This is a genomic window from Gardnerella massiliensis (genome assembly GCF_003408845.1).
In the GTDB taxonomy this organism is placed as follows: domain Bacteria; phylum Actinomycetota; class Actinomycetes; order Actinomycetales; family Bifidobacteriaceae; genus Bifidobacterium; species Bifidobacterium vaginale_H.
Genome location: NZ_LRTV01000008.1, coordinates 1 through 19,457, shown reverse-complemented (window position 1 = coordinate 19,457; position 19,457 = coordinate 1). Strand labels below are relative to the sequence as shown.

Annotated in this window: 12 protein-coding genes, 1 other RNA gene and 1 riboswitch; of the genes, 1 reads left to right on the top strand and 12 read right to left on the bottom strand. The window is 47.1% G+C overall.

The features are described 5' to 3' along the window. Positions 1–47: 47 nt before the first annotated feature. Positions 48–144, bottom strand: an RNA gene (gene ffs, locus AXE77_RS04815) — signal recognition particle sRNA small type. A gap of 58 nt (positions 145–202) precedes the next feature. Beyond that, positions 203–1,345: an inositol-3-phosphate synthase gene (locus AXE77_RS04810; protein WP_116712376.1), complete on the bottom strand. Its 1,143-nt coding sequence runs from the start codon at positions 1,343–1,345 to the stop codon at positions 203–205. Positions 1,346–1,548: 203 nt separating this feature from the next. On the opposite strand from AXE77_RS04810, the gene AXE77_RS04805 reads away from it, so the two are divergent. Then, positions 1,549–3,951 (top strand): transglycosylase domain-containing protein, encoded by a 2,403-nt coding sequence (locus tag AXE77_RS04805; RefSeq protein WP_165846080.1) that lies wholly within the window; start codon positions 1,549–1,551, stop codon positions 3,949–3,951. Positions 3,952–4,089: 138 nt separating this feature from the next. Here AXE77_RS04805 and AXE77_RS04800 read toward each other — a convergent pair whose 3' ends face one another. The 10 genes from AXE77_RS04800 to AXE77_RS04755 form a co-directional block, all read right to left on the bottom strand. Then, positions 4,090–4,836: an HAD family hydrolase gene (locus AXE77_RS04800; protein WP_430886653.1), complete on the bottom strand. Its 747-nt coding sequence runs from the start codon at positions 4,834–4,836 to the stop codon at positions 4,090–4,092. A 52-nt stretch (positions 4,837–4,888) separates the two neighbouring features. After that, positions 4,889–5,482, bottom strand: a complete 594-nt coding sequence (locus AXE77_RS04795; protein ID WP_116712375.1) for a heat shock protein transcriptional repressor HspR — start codon at positions 5,480–5,482, stop codon at positions 4,889–4,891. Between the two features lie 178 nt (positions 5,483–5,660). After that, a complete protein-coding gene (locus AXE77_RS04790; protein WP_165846075.1) occupies positions 5,661–6,728 on the bottom strand; it encodes a DnaJ C-terminal domain-containing protein in 1,068 nt (355 codons plus the stop codon). 170 nt (positions 6,729–6,898) lie between these two features. Then, a complete protein-coding gene (grpE, locus tag AXE77_RS04785) occupies positions 6,899–7,639 on the bottom strand; it encodes a nucleotide exchange factor GrpE (RefSeq protein WP_116712373.1) in 741 nt (246 codons plus the stop codon). Continuing rightward, the gene (gene dnaK / locus AXE77_RS04780) at positions 7,639–9,534 is read right to left on the bottom strand and encodes a molecular chaperone DnaK (protein ID WP_116712372.1); all 1,896 of its coding nucleotides are present in this window, start codon (positions 9,532–9,534) and stop codon (positions 7,639–7,641) included. Before dnaK ends, grpE begins: the two co-directional genes overlap by 1 nt. Before the next feature lie 246 nt (positions 9,535–9,780). Then, on the bottom strand, positions 9,781–10,521 hold the full coding sequence (locus tag AXE77_RS04775; RefSeq protein ID WP_116712371.1) for a HesA/MoeB/ThiF family protein: 741 nt from the start codon (positions 10,519–10,521) through the stop codon (positions 9,781–9,783). Beyond that, the gene (locus AXE77_RS04770; RefSeq protein WP_165846074.1) at positions 10,518–11,342 is read right to left on the bottom strand and encodes a thiazole synthase; all 825 of its coding nucleotides are present in this window, start codon (positions 11,340–11,342) and stop codon (positions 10,518–10,520) included. Before AXE77_RS04770 ends, AXE77_RS04775 begins: the two co-directional genes overlap by 4 nt. A 38-nt stretch (positions 11,343–11,380) precedes the next feature. Next, positions 11,381–11,587, bottom strand: coding sequence for a sulfur carrier protein ThiS (thiS, locus tag AXE77_RS04765; protein WP_116712369.1), 207 nt, complete (start codon positions 11,585–11,587; stop codon positions 11,381–11,383). 85 nt (positions 11,588–11,672) lie between these two features. Further along, complete coding sequence (gene thiO, locus AXE77_RS04760; RefSeq protein ID WP_004129299.1) at positions 11,673–12,743, bottom strand: glycine oxidase ThiO; 1,071 nt, start codon at positions 12,741–12,743, stop codon at positions 11,673–11,675. After that, a riboswitch (TPP riboswitch) is annotated at positions 12,735–12,839 on the bottom strand. It overlaps the preceding gene by 9 nt. A gap of 377 nt (positions 12,840–13,216) precedes the next feature. Further along, positions 13,217–19,180, bottom strand: a complete 5,964-nt coding sequence (locus AXE77_RS04755) for an FIVAR domain-containing protein (RefSeq protein WP_116712368.1) — start codon at positions 19,178–19,180, stop codon at positions 13,217–13,219. Positions 19,181–19,457 lie beyond the last annotated feature (277 nt).

Below are 19,457 nucleotides of genomic sequence, written 5' to 3'. Positions count from 1 at the left end.
ACAGCCTCTGCGACAGCGCTAGTTGTAAACGAAATAAAATCGCGGATATAAAGAAACCCCCGCGCACCCACCAGAGGCCACTTACCCTTGCTGCATTCCTGCCCTGGGGGGATTGGGTGACATAGCGCCACGCGGAGGCTTTACCTATATTACACGATATTCGCTACATGTCGAGAACAAGACACGTCTAGAACAAATTGAGTTAAGCGCGCCAAACGCTTTTACCATGCTCTTTTGCCGACTCCACGTCTGCCGCAAGTTGCGAAGCATCCGCTTCAACTTCGCCGGCAATATAACGCTCGACCAGCTCTCGCGCCTCACTATCTTCATGCTGTACAGCTGGAGATTTCATAAAGTAGGAGCTTGGAGCCAAAATCGGCCCCGACAAATGGCGATCCAACGCGATTTTTGCCGCGCGAACTGCGTCAATAACAATGCCGGCAGAATTTGGAGAATCCCAAACTTCGAGCTTGTATTCCAAGTTCAACGGAACATCGCCAAACGTAGTACCTTCCAAACGCACAAAAGCAAACTTACGGTCGTCCAGCCATGCCACGTAATCTGATGGGCCAATATGAACGTTATGCTCATCCATTTCGTGAGGAACAATTGACGTCACTGCACGCGTCTTAGAAATCTTCTTAGACTCAAGCCTGGAACGCTGAAGCATATTCATGAAGTCCATATTGCCGCCAACATTCAGCTGATAGGTGCGATCCAAACGAACTCCACGATCCTCAAAAAGACGCGCCATCACACGGTGCGTAATGGTTGCGCCCACTTGACTTTTGATATCGTCGCCAATAATCGGCACGCCAGCATCACGGAACTTTTGCGCCCACTCAGGATCAGAAGCAATAAATACTGGAAGACAATTTACAAAAGCGCAGCCAGCTTCCATCGCAGCCGTAGCATAAGCCTTATCTGCTTCTTCGGATCCAACCGGAAGATAAGAAACCAAAACGTCCACTTTCTTATCCCGCAAAACTTGAGCTATGTCAACCGGCTCAACCTCAGACTCATCAATCATCTCACGATAATAGTCGCCCAAACCGTCGTAAGTAGGCCCACGCATAACCTGTACGCCCAAATTTGGTACGTCTGCAAAACGAATAGTGTTATTTTGCGAAGCGCCAATTGCTTCACTTAAATCGTGACCAACCTTCAACGAATCAACATCAAACGCTGCTACAAACTCAATATCGCGCACACGATACTGACCGAACACAGCGTGCATCAACCCTGGAATTTTCTCACCGTCATCAGCGTTTTTGTAACATTCAACGCCCTGAACCAGCGACGAAGCGCAATTACCTACACCGGCAATGGCAACGCGGATGCTCATATAGACTCCTTGCCTGCAAAAAATCAGCGGCATTACATTATGTCGCACTCATACACACTTCATCATACTATGCTCTAACCAATATAAAACAATATAAAACATTTCTAGTTGCTTCCACACGACTCTGCTCTGCCTTCGTCAAAATAAAAGAATAAAAAAACAGTTTTGTGAAAAATTCAATACCGGGCGCTACGGTGGAAAGTATGGTTGTACACAATACTGGGCGGCGAGCGTCTACTTCACGATCCAACACGCCAAGAAGCGTTTCGTCTCAATCGCAGAAACGTACGGACACGTCAGCAGCGACACCGTCGCGTAGGCGCAACACGTCCGACTACGATGCAAATTACGACGCAAATTACGACCCAGATTCGTCACCAATTTCAAATTACCGGAGGAATTCCCAAAGAAACTCCAGAAGGAACTCTAGTGGCTCAGGCACACGAAAAGAACGCTCTCTTAACTACACGCGTCAGCAACGCCGCAGAACTTGGCGCGGTAGGCACCCCATTCTTTTCTGGATGCTTATAGCAATACTCGTTCCCCCGCTGTTAGGTGCGCTTGTTTTCGCTTACATGTACGCAACTACAGACATACCTGCCCCAGACAAAGTTGCTATGGCAGATAAAACGAAAGTGTATTATGCGGATGGCAAAACAGAATTAGGTTCTTTCGCCGAGCAAAATCGCGAAATTATTAACTGTTCAGTGCTACCAGATTACGTCGGTAAAGCAATTGTTGCTTCAGAAAATCGTTCCTTCTACCACGACGGCGGCATAGACTTTAAGGGTATCGGCCGTGCGCTTATTCATAACGTTACGAAACGCGGGCGCTGGGGCGGCTCTACAATCACCCAACAGTACGCAGAACGCTACTATCTTGGCGAAACAAAATCGTACCTAGGCAAACTTCACGAAGCTGTGCTAGCGCTGAAAATTGCACAAACGCAAGATAAAAATACGGTTCTGTGCAATTATATGAACACTATTTATTTGGGACGTGGCGCGTACGGCATTCAAGCGGCAGCGAAGGCTTATTTTGGCGTTGAAGCCAAAGATTTGACGCTACCGCAAGCAGCACTGTTAGCTGGTATTATTCCGGCTCCAAGCAGCTGGGATCCGGCTATTGGTCCTAAGGAAGCAGGAATTCGTTTCAAACGCGTATTACGCATCATGAAACAGGACGGATATATTACCGCCGCACAAGCAGCGAGCGCAACTCTGCCAAAAACTATTGTGCAAACCGCGCAAAACGTGTACGCAGGACCTCAAGGCTACCTGCTTCACATGGTTCGCGACGAGCTTACCCGCAACGGTGCCTTTACGCAAGAAGATCTTGACAGCGGCGGGTATCGCATTATTACAACTATTGATAAAGCTAAACAAGACTTGATGTTCCACGTCGCAAGTCCTTCGCAAGGCGGCCGCGGTATCGTGCCGGAAGGTCTGCAAGTTGGCGGCATATCAATTAACGCCAAGGACGGTTCAATTATTTCGGTTTACGCTGGTGACGACTACCTTAAAAAGCAGCTTAATAACGCAACGCAAGCACTGTATGAGCCTGGATCAACTATGAAACCGTTCGCATTATTGGGGGCAATCCAGGCCGGCACTAGCTTGAATACGCAATTTAATGGCAATTCGCCACGCAAGTTTGAGGGCATTGATACGCCGGTAGGAAACTTCTCTAATCGAAGCTTTGGTATGGTGAATTTGTATAGTGCTACGGCCAATTCTGTAAATACTGTGTACATGGATTTGCAGCAAAAGCTGGGCGCCCGTTCGGTAGCGCACATTGCTGTTACTGCCGGCTTGAGTCCGAAACGTGTTAACGGCAAGAATCCGTTTACCGTATTAGGCAATGATCCCGTACACGTGAGCGAGATTGCGCGCGCGTACGCAACGTTTGCCAATCAAGGCAAGCGTCCGGAATTGCATATTGTTGCGAGTGTGAAAAATCCGGATGGTAAGGAATTTTATCGTGCCCCAACTGCCGGAAAGCAAGTGTTCTCTCCAACTGATACTGCTCTCGCCACTCAAGCAATGATTGGGGTCGTGCAGCACGGCACTGCTGCCGAAGCGCGCGCGGTTGGCCGTCCGATTGCTGGTAAGTCTGGCACGGCTAACGACATGACTGCCGGCAGTTTTGTGGGTTATACTCCGAATGTGGTTACTGCTTTTGCAATTTGGAACCCAGATGCTAACGGCAGCCCGCAGGTGATTAAACCGTTCCATGGTTACTTTGGCGGCGGCGACTATCCTGTGCACATGTTTACTCGCTACATGAAGCAAGCGTTGGCAGGGACGCCCGTTGTTAAGTTCCCTGAAGTTAAGGACAACGGCAAGATAGGCGGCCAAGATGGTACGTGGGGATTGGGAGAGCCACGCACCTATGAGCACAGCGATAGCAGCGAGGACGCAGATAACAAACGCAAGTCTGAAGGGGAAGCGCACGCTGACGGCCCGTCATCTAGCGATAATACTGCTTTAGACGGGTCCAACGGTGGAAGTGACAATTCTAGTAGTGCCGGCGGTGGTTCTTCCGCAGGTGGAGAGACAGGCCAATCTGGAACTGACCGTTCCTCTTATTCTTCCGACAGAAGGTAACGCAAAATAACGCAAGGAATATAATTACTTGGCAGTCTACGTAATACTGCGTAGCGTAGCGTTACGTTACGTTACGCTACGCTAGATTACGTTGCTTTGCATTACGTTAGATTACGTTACGTTATTTATGGCGTTACTTTATTTGCAGCGTTGCGCAACCAAGTCTTCAAGCGACGCAACTGTTACTCCCGCATAACCATCCAGTTCCGCATGCTGCTTACTATCGCTCACATCCGCACGCGAGAAACCAGTTTGCGCAATCACTGTTGCACCTGAAGCAACGGCTGCGGCAAGCCCCGACGCGGAATCTTCTATAGCAATACAATGCGCCATGCCTTCAGCAATCTCCTCGTCACTGCCGTGGATACCAACCATTTTCCCAGCGGCAAGATACGGCTCCGCACTCGGTTTAGGCTTAAAACCGTCGTCGCCACACACATAGCCGGCAAAACTTCCTTCCGGCGCATGCTTCACAATATTTTCAACCAAGCATCTCGGTGAATTACTCACTAAAATCGAGGGGATACCCGCTTTAGCAAGATTTTCCAGCACATCCAGCACGCCCGGCACCCACGGCACATGTTCGGCTTCGCGAGCAGCAACGTAGTCAACCATTCCCTTGCCGACTTCTTCTACAGTAAGGCGAGTGCCAGAAGGAATCATTTTGTTTGCTACAGTTTCTAAAGATCCCCCGGAACATTCCCAAGCTAAATCTTCATCCCAATATCCGCCATATTTTTTTACTAAATAAAACTCGGATTCGTGCCAATAAGGTTCTGAATCGATGAGCGTACCGTCCATATCCCAAAAAACTGCTTTCAGTACACCCTTACCACTCTGAGGCGTTGGGCACGCGCAATTCATGTCCTTCGTCTGTTCAGTCATTCAATATCCTTTGTGTTGTTGAAATTGTTTCGCTATCGTTTCGCGCTTGCTATCACACGCTCCAAGCTCTCCACACCACTACCGATTTTTCTCCAGGCTTGCTGCCATCTACGGAATGCTCATACGCTGCGGACGAGTACGACGACGGCAAAGCTCGCCTTTCTGTCCGTATATCTCTCCTCCAACGGCGCGCATTTCTCGAACGTTGCATTTCCACAATATCCCCATCTGTGTTGGCAGTGAAAATATTCCGTTCAGAAGATTCTGCAACTTCCGTAAGATGACGAACCTGACGTTTAAGCTGCCTATTTTCTTCCTGCAACGCCAGAATTTGCATAATTCCTGCTAAATTAATGCCCTCTTCTTGGCTTAAACGCTGAGTTTGTACGATTCTACCTACGTCTCGCAGCGAGTATCTGCGAGCGCCACCTTCCGTACGCTGCGGCATGATTAAACGTAACCTGTCGTATTGTCGTAGTGTCTGTGGGTGCGTGTTGGTGAGGCGCGCTACGTGGCTGACGGTAAATATTGGCAAATCAAGTGTAAATCCTACTTCATCTGCGCCGTCGAGCGTAGCAGTACCACGCACCAAAGCAACTGCACACATTTCGTACAGTGCTTTAGTTTCACGCGTTATTGGTGTCATAGCACGCCTTCCCTGTTGTCTAGTAATAACCAGTTGAGCCGTTTAGTAAGTATCGGCTAACTATTCAATAAGTTGTGTAATTTTATAGTACTTTATGAAGATTTTCCTATTTTCTTATTTTCTTATTGTTCCCAACTTGCGTTGGTTCGTTGCCGATTTGCGCTAGTTTGTTGCTATCTTACTGCCGCAGCTTTGTGACTTCCTTTATATAATCATCACCAGCTGTTTTGTCAAATTCTTTTGCAGCATGCTTAAGAAGCATAGTCGAGCGCTTTGGTATATGAATTTGCACTATTCCAACAAAATCACCGTTTCTACCCGGCACTCCAGCACCTTCAACGCGCACTTCGTCTCCACTAGAGGATCCAGCTGGCACTTTACATGTCACAGGCTCTCCGTCTACGTTGGAAAGCGTAATTTTCGCACCATGTACTGCTTCACTGAGGGTGAGCGGCAAATTGGTAACTACATCGTAGTCACGCAACGTAAAACGGTCGGACGGTTCTACGTGCACTTGCAGGTACATGTCTCCCGCTTCCCCGCCAAACTTGCCCGGCTTACCTTTTGCTTTCAAACGAATTTTTTGACCGTTTTTTACTCCGGCTGGAATATGCGTTTTGAAGCTTTCTCCGCCTGAACGTAACGAAACGGTTGCACCTTTGAAAGATTGCTTAAAAGTGAGCGTAATTGGCGTAGTGATGTCGTCGCCTCGCTCAGGAGTGTTCGCTTGCTGAGCGTCGGCATACCCACCTTCGAAACCGCCTGCACTCTGGTATCCGTTTGGGAATCCTCCCGAGAATCCGGAGCTTTGTGGTTGTCCGGCAGCGCCAAACATAGAGAAGATATCACTCATATTTGGCCCTGCTCCGCTGGATGTAAAGCGAATACGCGAACCTTTTCCGCCCATTCCACCCATTCCGGAGCCGCCGTTAAACATGGAGAAGATATCGGAGAAGCTCGACGCATCGAAGCCGCCCGCACCTCCAGCACCTCCAGCGAAACGAGCGCCACCGGCACCAAATTGGCGAATCGCATCGTAACGTTGGCGAGTTTGTTTATCTTTGAGCACGTCGTAAGCTTCAGAAACATCCTTAAACTTTTCTTCGGCTTCCTTTGTTTTATTCAAATCCGGATGATATTTGCGAGCTAATTTGCGATAGGCCTTAGTAATAGTCGCTTCGTCAGCGTCTTTGGAGACACCGAGAACTTTGTAAAAATCCTTAGCTAACCATTCATTTTCAGCCATGTGTGCCTCCTTCCTGTACCAGCACATTGGCATACGAGCTTAACGTTGAGCCGCTGAACTATAGTGCGGCATAATACAACCTACTCGTGCCGCAGGTTTAAGCAGCACGAGTAAGTTTCGTAAGTAGTTTGTTTACAAGCTTTACAAGATTCAGATTAAAGCTAGGTAAATCAGGCGTTGTTTGGAGACGCAACCACCACGCGGGCTGCGCGAATAACACGCTCACCAATGCGATACCCCGCTTCAACTACTGCGTCCACGGTTTCTTTCGTGGCGTCAGGGTCTGGTCGGTGCAAAATTGCATCGTGCTTTGTTGGGTCGAAGTCTTCGCCTTTTACACCAAACTTTTCCACGCCAAATCTTGCAAAAGCCTTGTCAATCTTGGTTGCTACAGCCTTGAACGAGTCATCCATTTCGCTATGTTCTCGAATGCGATCAATATCATCCAATGCCGGCAACAGTGCGTCAAGAACATCGATTACGCCTTGCTCGCGGAATCGAGTTTGTTCTTTTACTGAACGCTTGCGGAAATTGATAAATTCTGCACGTTCGCGCTGTAACGCTTCTAAATATTCCGCCGCTTCTTTTTTGGCTTTGCCAAGAGGAGTCAAGGAATCTTCTTCGGCATTATGCGCATCGCTGGAATCATTCTTTTCTTGCGACTTAAGCGAGCTGGATTCACCATTGCTTGCTGAAGATTTTTCAGACTCAGCATCTGCGCTAGCGGCTGCGTCGTGAGCTTCCGCACTTTTCACTTCATGCGTTGCATTTGCAGGCTCAGCAGCTGAATCTGTGCTGGCAGAATCTGCCGAATCTCCGGCAGCCGAAGAGTTGTCTTCAAAGCTGCTGTTTTTAAGAGATTCGGCATTATCCATGCCGCTCAAGTAGTCGTTGGCGTTAAACTCGGACATTACTTGTTGTCCTTATCGTCCTTGTCGTCGTCCACCACTTCGGCGTCAACTACGTCATCATCCTTAGCTGCAGATTCAGCGCCCTGAGCGCCGGCACCTGCCGCAGCACCCTGAGCACCAGCACCTTGAGCGCCAGCACCATTCTGGGCGTACAACTGCTGACCAATCTTCTGAGCAGCCGTCATCAATTCGCTCTGAGCAGACTTAATCTTCTCAACGTCGTCACCCTTCAAAGCTTCCTTCAAAGCGTTCACCTTGTCGGTAACTTCCTTGGAGATTTCGTCAGAAATCTTGTCTTTATTGTCGTTTACGAGCTTCTCAGTTTGGTAAGCGAAGGATTCAGCCTGGTTGCGAACTTCAGCTTCTTCCTTACGCTTCTTGTCTTCAGCTTCGTGAGCTTCAGCTTCCTTCACCATGCGATCGATTTCGTCCTTTGGAAGGCCGGAACCGCCGGTAATAGTCATGGACTGTTCCTTACCAGTACCCTTATCCTTGGCGGAAACGTGCACAATGCCGTTAGCGTCAATATCGAAGGTGACTTCAATCTGTGGGACGCCACGAGGAGCTGGAGCAATACCAGTTAATTCAAAGGTGCCAAGAGGCTTGTTGTCGCGAGCAAACTCACGTTCGCCTTGGTAAACCTGAATCAACACGGATGGCTGATTGTCTTCAGCAGTGGAGAAGACTTCCGAGCGCTTCGTTGGAATAGCAGTATTGCGATCGATGAGCTTCGTCATAATGCCGCCCTTGGTTTCAATACCCAAGGAAAGTGGAGTTACGTCGATAAGCAAAACATCCTTGCGGTCGCCCTTAATAACGCCCGACTGCACAGCTGCACCAACAGCCACAACCTCATCCGGGTTCACGGACTGGTTAGCTTCCTTACCACCGGTAAGTTCCTTTACCAAATCCTTCACAGCTGGCATACGAGTAGAACCACCAACAAGTACCACGTGATCAATCTGGCTTACAGAGATGCCTGCGTCAGAAAGAACGTTGTTAAATGGCGTACGGCAGCGACCGAGCAAGTCGGAAGTCATTTCCTCAAAGTGAGCACGAGTCAAAGTCTCGTCCAAATGCACTGGAGTGCCGTCAGGAGTCATTGCCAAGTACTGCATAGAAATCGAGGTAGAAGTAGAAGAGCTAAGCTCCTTCTTCGCCTGCTCAGCAGCTTCCTTCAAGCGCTGCAAAGCAATCTTATCCTTGCTTAAATCAACGCCATACTTGTTCTTAACTTCGCCAACAAGCCAGTCGATAATCTTCTGATCCCAGTCGTCACCACCCAAGTGATTGTCGCCGTTAGTTGCCTGCACCTGAATCGTGGAGAAACCGTCGTCGTCCTTACCAATCTCAAGCAAAGACACGTCGAAAGTACCGCCACCCAAGTCGAATACCAAAATGCGCTCGTCTTCCTTGCCTTTTTCAAGACCGTAAGCCAAAGCTGCAGCAGTTGGTTCGTTAATAATACGAAGTACGTTCAAGCCTGCAATCTTACCTGCGTCCTTAGTTGCCTGACGCTGAGCATCGTTGAAGTATGCTGGGCAGGTAATAACGGCGTCGGTTACTGGCTCACCCAAGTAAGCTTCAGCATCGCGCTTCAACTTCATCAAAACCTGCGCGGAAATCTCCTGTGGGGTCCACTTCTTGCCGTCGATTTCAACAGTCCAATCAGTGCCCATGTGGCGCTTTACAGAGCTAATCGTGCGGTCGACGTTTGTTACGGCCTGGCGCTTAGCAACTTCACCAACCAAGATTTCGCCAGACTTGCTGAATGCCACCACAGATGGCGTGGTACGTGCGCCTTCAGCGTTTACGATAACAGTTGGGCTGCCACCTTCAAGAGTAGCAATGCAAGAGTTAGTTGTACCCAAATCAATACCTACTGCGCGTCCCATAATTTCTCCTTAACTCAGTATTGCACGCTTTGTGCAATCACGTTTCCTTCAAGTTATGTAGTTCGTAAGCCTAGCTTTTATTAGCTTCCGCATTGGAAACTAGGTAAAGCATCAGCTTTTTTGCTTTCCAAAACTTGAGCCTACTACACTCAACTTATAAAAGTCAACTTTTATTCCCAAAAATTACAAAAAACTTTATACAACCAGACTCAAGTTTTGTAAAAAAAGCATAATTTAAGGAAAAATTCACGCACTGAACTTAAAATGACGCAAAGAATTATTAAGTGCATTGTAACGCGCCAAAACTCCAATAAGCGGATTACCAATGCCAGTTATAAGCTTAATTACTTCAGTCGCCATCATTGCACCCACAATAGCTGCCGTCGCGCCCAATACTGCCGATTTTGGCACAGTTTCTTTCGGAGGAGGGCAAGGATACAAGTCTCGCAAGCAAGGCCCTTTTCCCGGCACAAAAACGCTTACCTGTCCTTCATAATAAAGCACCGAACCGTACACTTCCGGCGTTCCTGCGCCCCACGCGGCATCCGCAATCAAAAAACGAGTATCAAAATTATCACAACCGTCAATTATTACGTCGTGATTTTTTACAAGTTGACTTGCGTTATTTTTATTGAACCTTGAAATAAGGTTGATTTTCAACCCAGGAGACAATGCTTGCAAACGTTGTTTAGCGCACTGCGCTTTAGATTTGCCGCACTGATTGACAGTATATAAAGTTTGCCTTTGCAAGTTGGAAATTTCTACAACGTCGTCGTCACAAATCGTGATTTCACCAACTCCGGCAGCAGCGAGCGAAAGCAGGCACGGAGAACCAAGCCCTCCGGCCCCAACCATGCAAATTTTCGCATCACGCAGTAATTTCTGATGTTCCACCGTAAAGCCCGGCAGGAGCAAGTGGCGAGAAGTGCGTTCCGTCTCAAGCTCCTGCACATCGCTATACGAATCGTTGCAAAACGTATTGTTCACAGCACAGAATCCGCCCAAGCGCGACCTTCAACAGGCGAAGAAGCAAGCGCGTGATTTCGCATTGGAATACGTCCAGCGTCGTGAGCAAGCTTTCCAGCAGTTACAGCTGCAGCCATTGCGCGACCCATAGTTACAGGGTCCGGGCAGCGAGTTACAGCGCTTGCAAGAAGCACGCCGGAGCAGCCGATTTCAAAAGCTTTAACAACGTCGGAAGCTGTGCCAACGCCGGCATCCAAAATCACAGGAACGCCAGCTTCCTTGCATTCGCGCACGATCAACTCAATATTTCGAGGGTTCAAAATACCAAGGCCGGTTCCAATTGGAGCGCCGCCAGGCATCACAGCCTTCACACCAAGCGAAACCAAACGACGAGCCACAATCGGGTCGTCATTCGTGTAGCACAGTACGTCAAAGCCTTCCTCAACCAGCTTTTCTGCAGCAAGCAACACTTCGCGAGTATCTGGAAGCAAAGTATCGTCGTCTGCAATAACTTCGAGCTTGATCCAGTCGGTTCCAAGAGATTCACGAGCCATTTTTGCCGTGAGCACAGCGTCATGCGCTGTCTTGCATCCTGCAGTATTTGGCAAAACGTTAATATTATGGCGCTGAAGCATTCCGTAAATATCTACGCCAGTCTTTGCGTGACGACGCAAAGCAACAGTTGCCACTTCCGCACCCGAAGCTACAAGCGTCTTTTCCATAATGTCAATGCTCGTCATGCCGCCAGTGCCAAGCAAAAGCCTTGAGTGTAAAGTTTTGCCGCAAAGCTGCCAAGTATCGACACTTTCTTCTGCATTATTTTCAGAATTATTTTCTGCCATTTTAAGCCTTTTATTTAAAATTTAATATTTTGTAAACGTCAGCCACCTTGAACTGCGCTGAGAATCTCGATTTGATTACCATCGCAGATCACAGTCGACGCCCACTGATTGTGTGAAAGCACATCGTCGCCAATTGCAACAGCTATGCCAGGACCAGCGTCAGAGCCGTAACGTTGAGCAATAAGCTCAGAAACAGTTAGCCCATCTTGAACTTCAATAGTTTCACCATTGACGACGATTTGCATAATTCAACCTTTATTAACGTCTATTAAAATTGCGTAACTAGAAACTTGCGTAACTAGAAACGTGCGTTACAAGAAACTTGCGTAACTAGAAGCGAGCAGGATCGCAGCTTTCCAAGAAGCCCTTTTCCTTCTCAGTCAACTCTTGCTCAAGCACAAGCTTTGTAGTCAAAGAAGAACCCAAAGCGGTGAGCAAAATACCGTGACGGAAGTAGCCAGTGGAAATCGTAGTATGCGTCTTAGGATCAATACCAATGAACGGCAAATCGTCTGGAGTTCCAGGGCGGCCGCCAGCGGTAACCTCAGTAATCGAGCATTCCTGAATGCCAGGAAGCACGCTTGCAGCATCGCGAAGCAAGTCGAGCACGCCGCCAACCTTTGGAATATCGCGGTCGTCTTCGCGAGAAGTAGCGCCGAGCACAAGCTCGCCTGTTTCCTTAGCGCGAGGGACCAAATAAACTGGACGGTCATGCACAAAACCACGAACCACAGAGCTCAAAATTGGGCGCAGAGGCTCTGGAATAGTCATGCGAATCATATCGCCCCACACAGCGCGAAGCTTAAGCTGCGGAAGCATATCCTTAGCACCCAAGCCGGATGCCAAAACTGTGTCCGGTCCTAAATCATCTGGAGTCGAAGCGCGACGCTCAATAACAACACCGCGCTTTTCAAGTGCATCAATCATAGCTGCAGTGAAAAGACGAGGATTGATTTGATGGTCGTCCGGCACGCTTACAGCGCCAGCAATAGTTGGCGAAAGAGCAGGCTCAATTTCACGAAGCTTACTAACAGAAATATGCTCAGCTCTACGGCCGTAACGATGCTGCAAGTTTAGCAACTCGTTTACATGCTCGTTATCTGCAGCGTCGCCGCCAATTACGTAAGAGCCGCACTCTAAGTAGCCGGTTGGCTTATCGGTGTACTTTGCAACCGAATCAACCAATTCCTTATACATGGTTGCAGACTCGAACATAAGTGGATACAACGCTTCTTGCTGATATTGCATTTCTGCTGTAGGAGCTAGCATGCCGGCAGCATGGTGAGAAGCGCCCGAGACTGGATCCGGATCAATAATGCTGACTTTTACGCCAGCTTCCGTAAGTCTCCACGCTGTTGCTAAACCGATAATACCTGCACCAATAATACGAATATTTCGCATATATACTCCTTCCCTACGGCGGCATTACCCGCATCAGGTTTCCGGTCGGCTTCCGCCCTCTCAGCCTGTATAGAACAAGCTCCCGGGAGCATAGTTTGTGTTTCAAACTATGCACTTACAGCAAAATATTGCGGCCTTTTACAGCACTTTCACGCACGTATGCATACTTGCTTTGAAAATAGCCAGCAATTTTCGCGAATTTAATTTTGTAAATTTATATCACGCAGCTGCAAAATGGAAACGACATTGCTGACTTTTCACATCGCAACTAATGCAAAATTTTAACACTTTTATGAAGAACAGGCGCTAATTATCATAAAAAATAGGGCTTTATTTGTTTAATTTCGTATTAATTACGTTTAATTACCTACCACACTAATTACACTAATAAAAAACGTGCCGGCGTGAACTCATGGGAGAAAGTTCACACCAGCACGTTGGCTGCAATGTTAATTACATAAAGTAACTAACGCTTATTTGCGATTCTTGCGACGTCGTGCAACAAAACCTGCAATACCTAATCTAGCAAGGGTCGCAGCAAGACCTGCGAATGCCGAAATGTTTGCACCGGTATCCGCAATCTTGCCACCGTTAGACTTTCCTTCGTTGCCAGCAAGCCGCTTTGACAGAGCATCCTTTGCGTTTCGCAAAGCGTTAAGTGCTTCGTCAACCTGAGCTTGTGTGGCGTTAGGGTCAGAAAGCACCTGCTTAGCGTGGTCGAGCGCGTTCTGGTAGTTCTTGGCTTCCGGCGTATTAGCAACAGTGACATACGAGTGCGTGTATGCATTTTCGCCGTTGCCGATAGTGCTCACGGAATTATCTACTTCAACTTTCAGGGCAGATTTGTCAACGGTTTCTACTCTTTCAACGGAACCGGTTCCGAACCCATTAGCAGAACCGTTATTATAGACGCCGCTATAGCCGCCGCCACTATAATTGCCGCCACCGTTATAATTGCCGTCGCCATTTTCGTTCGCGTCACTATCGTCGCCAAAGTCACCCAAATCACCAAGGTCGTCGAAGTCAAAATCGTCACCACTGTTGTAGTTGTCAATAATTCGCTGCCTTGCTTCCTTAAGCTTTCGCAACGCATCATCAACCTGCTTTTGGGTAGCCTTCGGATCGTTCAGCACGCGCTTAGCTTCAGTCAATGCACTCTTGTACGCTGCCACATACGGGTTTTCTTCGCCGTCTAAACCAATAGATACTAACGCACCATTGAATTCTGGCGAAGCTGTGAAGGATCCATCCTTGTCATATTCCTTCTGCAGCTCTTCCTTATTGGTCTTGTACTTCTTTGCAATTAGGTCTCTTGTTTCCCTCAGCTTGCTTAACGCGTCGTCAACTTGCTTTTGGGTTGCATTCGGGTCGTTCAGCACGCGCTTAGCTTCATCCAACGCCTTCTTGTACGCCGCCACATCCGGGTTGTTCCCGTTATTGTCTCCTGCGTTCAACGCATTCGTGTACTCAAGCGTCTTGCTAAACGGCTCATCCTTGTCGTATGCTCGCTGCAAATCATCCAAGACGGTCTTATACTTATCAGCAATAAGGTCCTTGGCATGCTTCAACTTGCGCAACGCTTCGTCGACTTGCTTCTGCGTAGCATTCGGGTCGTTCAACAAGCGATTAGCTTCATCCAACGCCTTCTTGTACTCCGCTACATCCGGGTTTTCATTGTCTCCCGCACGATCAACTGCGTTCTGGAATTCAGTGGTCTTGGTGAAGTCGCCGTCTTTCCCGGCTTCGTCACGCAATTCCTTCGTTCTTGTAGCGTACTTTTGCAAATCTTCGCGCGCTTTCTGCAACTTCTTCAGAGCGTCGTCGATTTGTGCTTGCGTTGGTTTTTCACTGAGAGGCACATCTTTGCCGTTGTGCTTTGCGATGAGCTCACGAGCTTTTGCTAACGCCTTGTCGTACTCATGCTTTGCTTTTTGAGCATCTTCAGAAGCATTAGGGTCAGCAGCGTTTTTGTATGCAGGATCCTTCGTGCTGTCTATCTTTGTGGAGTCGTCGAGCTTAGTGATGTCGGTTTTGTACTCGTCTTGTATCTTCTTGCGAGCTTCATCCAACTTTTTCTTAACTTCGTCGACTTGCTTTTGTGTAGCCTTAGGGTCGTTCGCAACTTTCTTGGCTTCTTCTAACGCTTCGTCGTAGGCTTTCTTTGCAGGCGTCTCAGCGTTATCCGTTACCTTGGTTTCGTCATTTTTGTAACCAGTGTCGGAAGCGTTCTTGTAAGAAGGATCTTTCTTAGTGTCCGAATCGGTGTCGATAGACTTCTTCAAAGCATCCGTCTTAGTTGCGTACTTTTGCAGCTCCTTGCGCGCTTTATCGAGATTCTCCAAAGCTTTGTCAACGTCGCTTTGCAAAGCGCGACCATCAGCATGCTTTTGCACGCCGTCAAGGAAGTCTTTGTCGTCGACATTCTTATCCGTATTCTTCTTATCGTTAGGTATTACGTTTCCGTTTTCGTCAACGTCTTTATCTAACTTATTTCCGAGTACTTTCTTAGCTTCTTCAAGCGCGTCGTCGTAGGCTTTCTTTGCTTGCTTTGCTTCGTCAGAAGCATTTTCGTCCGAAACGTTTGCGTACGCAGGATCATCTTGCGTAGCTTTATCGTCATCTACTGAAGCCTTAAGCTTAGTAGCGTCGGTATTGTACTTTTCGATTACTTCGCGAGCTTTGTCAAGAGCTTTCTTTGCAGCCTCAATCTCCCTCGTATCAATATTGGCGTGAGGATCCTCCGCAAGCTTATTCTTAATAGCTTTCGCTTTTTCGTAAGCTTCATTGTAATCCTTGAATGCTTGCGCCGCGTCCGCGTCCCCAGCATTCGCCTTATCTTTAGCGTTGAAGTACGCAGGAAGCTTATTGCCGGCAAAGTTGTCTGCAACAGTCTTAGTAATATCCGTCGGATCGCTAGAAAGCTTATGCAAGTCGCCTTCTGCTTTCTTGAGCTTATCAAGCGCGTCGTCAACTTGCTTTTGCGTTGCCTTTGGATCCTTAAGAACGTTATTGGCGTTTTCAAGCGCCTTGTCATAAGCGTCCGCGTATCCTAATGCAGTATTCTTATCAACTCCGTTTAATTCTTCACCGTCCGCCATCTTCTTAGCGTTGCGGTAGAACACGCTTGCAGATTCAAGATCGTCAGCTTTGTCATTATCGTGACTCTGCTGTACTTGAGCGTCAAGAAGCTTCTTGTTGGTTTCGCGCTTATCGAGCGCTTCCTTTGCTTCCTTAAGCTTGTCTGCAGCAGTATCAGAGTCAGTCTGCGTTGCGTTAGGATCTTTAGCTAATTCAGCAGCTTTCTTTACAGCATCGTCGTAAGCTTTACGCTCGTCGTCAGTAGCGTTCTGGTAGCGAGGATCAGCATCCGCTATACCGTTTTCCTCACTGCCAGTATCAATTCCGCTATTAGTATTGACTGATTCGTTAAGCTTGTCTTTGTCTGTTGCGAATTCGTCAAGAGCTTTGCGAGCCTTATCGAGAGTATCTCTTGCTGCATCAACTTGCTTTTGTGTAGCGTTAGGATTTGCTACCAGCTTTTGCGCTTCTGCTAAAGCATCGTCGTAAGCTTTCTTAGCTTCTTTAGCTTTCGCATTCTTATCATTATCCGGCTTGCCGTCAGGAGTCTTAAACGAGTCACCGTCCAAATTCTTGTATTTGTCGGTTGCTTGCGTTCCGCTATTAGCGTCGTCACCATGCTCCTTAACGGACTCTTGCAAAGGATTCTTATCGGTTGGATCACCGTCAAGATCCTTACGAGCTTTATCGAGCTTAAGCGTAACGTTATCAATTTTTGCTTGAAGTTCCGGATTCTTCTTAATATCTTCGTCGCTCTTCTTTTGAGCTTCTTCAGATACTTTCTTAGCTTCAGCTAAAGCGTCGTCGTAAGCTTTTTGAAGTTCCGGAGTAGCGTTGTAATACGTTGGATCCGTAGGAGTTCCGTCTGGCAAAGTCTTGTTCTTGTCAACGGAAGCGATTAAGTCCTGCTTCTTGTTCTTTGTTTGAGGAACGAACAGAATATTAATTGCTTTAGATGTATTGTAAACGTTCTTACCTTTGTCATATACATACATGTAGTAATACGGATGGTAAGGGTCCACGAACAAACGCGCCTTATATACTTTTCCTTCCTTTGCTGCAACTGTTACCGACTCACTGTCGTTGTCGAAGCTGTACTTTCCAGCCTTTGACTCGGACTCGCTCATCTTTTCTCCAGAATTTGCTACAGCAAGACCTGGCTCATTAAGGCCCTTTGGAGTTTGAGAAAGTATATCGAGAACACCAGTTGGCTCACCGTTTTCATCCATGAAGAAATTAACGTGAGAATATGCACGCTTACCGCCTGTGCCTTCACGACTAAAGTTAAAGCGGTCGGAGCCATCGAGGTTTCGCAAGCCTTTAGAAGCTAAATCTCCCTTAGGAGTTGCCTTGAGCATCCTAATCAGATCGTTAGTATTAAACTCGCTTCCGAGCGAAGAATCGTAACGATAAATAAGCGTCTTGTGATCTTCACTCCATTCCAAGCCTTCGTCACTGTCGCGGCCATCGAGCTTTGTTTTGTCGAAGTTCACGTCGTAATCTTTACGCAAATCAACAGAACGCGTAATCTTATTATTTCGAATATCCGACTTAAACGAACCAACAGCTTTGTCTGTACTAATCTTAACGGTAATAGTGTTTTCGCTCTGTCCGTTTGAAATACCCTCATTAGATTTACCGGTTTTCGTAAGATTACCCTTAAGATACTCAAGAGTAATCTGATCCACGCTAGTAAGACCGAGCTTACTGTTGTTCTTATTCGCGTCGAAAATAGCTTGCTTAATTCGAGCAACATCAGCACTCGAGTACGCAATCGGATTATAAACAGGCACAGCGTTTTCACCAGAAGGTAGCTCAATATCTCCATCTTGCAAGTGCAAGCGCTTCTTCATAACCAGCGTATCTTTGCTAATAACAGGAGGATTCTGCTGGAATAGATTATCGAAGTTGATTGTAGCGTTACCTTCGTTGTCTACGCTAACTTTACTTGCGTCAATATGATTCTTTTCAGCAACGCGCTTTGCAATAGCATTCCTGTCGTCAGCAGTAAGATTATTTGGATTTTCTACTTCCAACTTTTCGATGCGATCGTCGTAACGAACTACAGTAAGCGGTATTGCTGGGGACTTCATGCCAAGATCCGTCACCATGTAGGTATTAAGCGTGTTCGAACCAAGTGCGTAGTCGTCGCCATTTTTAGTGTTGATTTTGGAGAACATGTCGTCGTCGTATGCGCCCATACTTTCAGGAATTTTTGCGTCCACTGTGTCCGGAGTGTTGTTCACAGTACTATCGTCAACGCGCAAGCCAACACCATTTGACCGGCTTTGAGAAACAAGCTGGTCAGCAACGCTCATATTGTCTACATTATCTCCAGCTTTGTGATCAGTTGGAAGATTCACTGCTTCGTGAAGCATTTTGCGCACAGTGTCTGCAGAAAGTCGCTCGTTATACTTTAATACGATTGACTTTGCTACCTTTGGCGGCACAAGCGTTGCAGCACGGAAGTTGTTAGATGTTGCGTTGTGTTGCAAATCACCTTCGTTATAGTAAAGGAAGATTGAGCGGTTTGCGCAATAACCTTGGCCTGTTTTAATTCCTGCATCCCTAAACGGCTGCTTCATAATCAAATCTGCGCTGCCGTCAGGATTCTTCTTTAACTCGTAAATTCCAGAATACGTCTGATGCATTGAATCTACGCGATCAGAATCATACTCAATTAAGCCCGTATATGCAGCTTCCTCATCAGTATTAATGCCGTCTCTTGAATCTGGCAAAATCACAACGCGAACAATCTTCTTGCCATCTTCTGGCTTTGGAAGGTGATACACAACTTCTTGCTTTGCAAGATCAGTGTCAAAAGTATTGTTTGGAGTTGCCCAACCGTAAATATTTGGCATTGACTTGGAGAAGTCTACTTCGTTAGGCTTCTTTTCTTCGCCCGCTCTGTCTTCTTTAATAGATTGATCTTCTTCGTTTGATTTAGCTTCATCGCTGGCGGCACTTTGATTTGCGTTTTGTGTATTATCGCTATCTTCTGGCAAATCCAAATCACTTAAGTCTAAATCATCATTGAATAAGTCTAAGTCTTGAGATTCTTTGCCGGACTGATTGTCAGTTGCATCTGTGTCAGACTGATTGCCAATGACGTCTACATCGATATCATAAATATCTTCCGCAGACTGTTGCTTTTCCGCTGAAGAGTGAGAATCAAGAGCGTTTGTTTCCGCAGCCATCGCAGGCGCTGTTCCGAAAGCGAGTGAAGCGCCAACTATCACTCCTGCGGCACCAACTGTCAACGCTGTAACTTTGCGAGCATCAACAGTTTTTGCAAGAGCTTGGTTAATTGTGGCGTCCAAACTCACTTTACGCGCATGCTTCATAGATCTTCTACTCATGTTTCCTCCTTGCAACTGTTACAAAACCAGTGATTTCTTTAGTTTTGAGATTTAATATCCGTCTCTGTTATGGTTACTGCTATTAATTTTTCAACGTCAATGTAGAAATTTCAGCATCCAAAACTCAACGCACATTGACAATGTTCCTTTATAAGCCAATAGCTGTATCTATATGAATAAATACAGCTAGCCCGTTAAGACATTATATCATTAGAAAAATATTTTGTGGAGAGATTAAACAACTGTTTAATGAAAGAAAAAATATACCCCCCCCCCC